Here is a 1,294-nt window from a genome sequence, read left to right on the forward strand (position 1 = left end):
TCGTGCGCGCTCTGGTCGGCGCGGTCACCGACGTCTACGACGGCCAGCCGCCGAGGGATGACGCGACCGTGCTGTGCCTGGACTGGCACGGCCCCCGCACCGACACCTCCCCGAAGGCACTCGGCCTCTGACGCCGGGCTTGCCGCAGGATGCCCGTGCGGGACGTGACATCCTGATCGACACACCGCCGCCGAGCAGGCCGGGGCGGCATGACTCTTGCAAGGCAGGGCACGTGACCACGGTATGACCACGCCCGCAGCAGCCGACGGCACACCCGGCTCGGACCGCCCTCAGGGCGGCGACCAGCCGGCCGTCACCACGTCGGCCGCCGCCCGCCGCCACGTCGGCGCCCCCGGCCGCGCACACCGTCATCCCACCGGGGTGACCCCGGCCGGCCCGGCGGATACGGGTGACCGCTCATCCAAGCCTCGCCGAGCACATCGACATCACCCCCCGCCCCGGCGGCAAAACCATCCGAGCCGTCCTGCGCCTGAGCCGAATCCCCCTTCCCTGAGGCCGTCAGCGAGTGGCCACGGGTTTGGGCAGGCCGAGAGGGAAAGAGCTCTTCACACGTATCAAGGAGGCGTTGTGGAACCGACGACGGTGACCGTTCAGCCCGACCGTGACGGGCAGCGAATCGTACGTTGCGCGGGCGCATTCGACTACAGCACCCTCACCCCGATCCGAACCGCGTGCGAGACAGCCCTCGCGGAGGCCGGTGCAGAGCGGCTGGCCCTGGACGTCCGCGGCGTCACCTTCGGCGACTCCACCTTCCTGAACCTCCTCCTCACCCTCCACGGCGCATGCGATCTGCGTCTGGTCGGCCCCCTGCCACGCCAGCTCGCCCGCCTCCTGGCCGTGACCGGCACCGACCGGGTACTCACCGTGGAAGACGCCACCGCCGACACCGCAGCCGAGTAGCAGGAGCGCGCGGGCGGGTACCGGGCCCGAGCCCGGCGGGACCGGCGGTCCGTTCTCGTGTTGTCCGTGTCCCCGCTTGCCCGGGTCGCGCCGATCGGCTCGGCGCGGCCCGGGGGCAACCTCGCAGGTCTCTGCGGGAGCGTGGGTCATCGGCGGCAGAGAAGGGTCAGGACGCCTGTCCAGAGAGCGAGGACGCCGACCACCAGCCCGGTGGCGCGTCGGCACAGCCGGCTGTAGCGGTGTGCGTATTCGTCTTTGAGTTCTGCCGCGCGCGCAATGGTCGCGGCCAGCATCTTGCGGCGCATGCTCAGGTGGTGCTGGGCGAAGCGGTCGCTGATCGCGTCCTGTTCGTCGGGGCCGAGCCAGGTAAGGG

1 protein-coding gene and 1 pseudogene are annotated in these 1,294 nt (G+C 71.7%); one reads left to right on the forward strand and one right to left on the reverse strand.

Going from position 1 to position 1,294, the window contains the following annotated elements:
* Positions 1-588: 588 nt before the first annotated feature.
* Positions 589-921, forward strand: coding sequence for an STAS domain-containing protein (locus tag ACFWW8_RS38620; protein WP_386537623.1), 333 nt, complete (start codon positions 589-591; stop codon positions 919-921).
* A gap of 146 nt (positions 922-1,067) precedes the next feature.
* Here ACFWW8_RS38620 and ACFWW8_RS38625 read toward each other — a convergent pair.
* Positions 1,068-1,294 (reverse strand): annotated as a pseudogene (locus ACFWW8_RS38625) (hypothetical protein); the annotation flags it as partial.

Source organism: Streptomyces sp. NPDC058701 (assembly GCF_042715295.1).
Classification (GTDB): Bacteria; Actinomycetota; Actinomycetes; order Streptomycetales; family Streptomycetaceae; genus Streptomyces.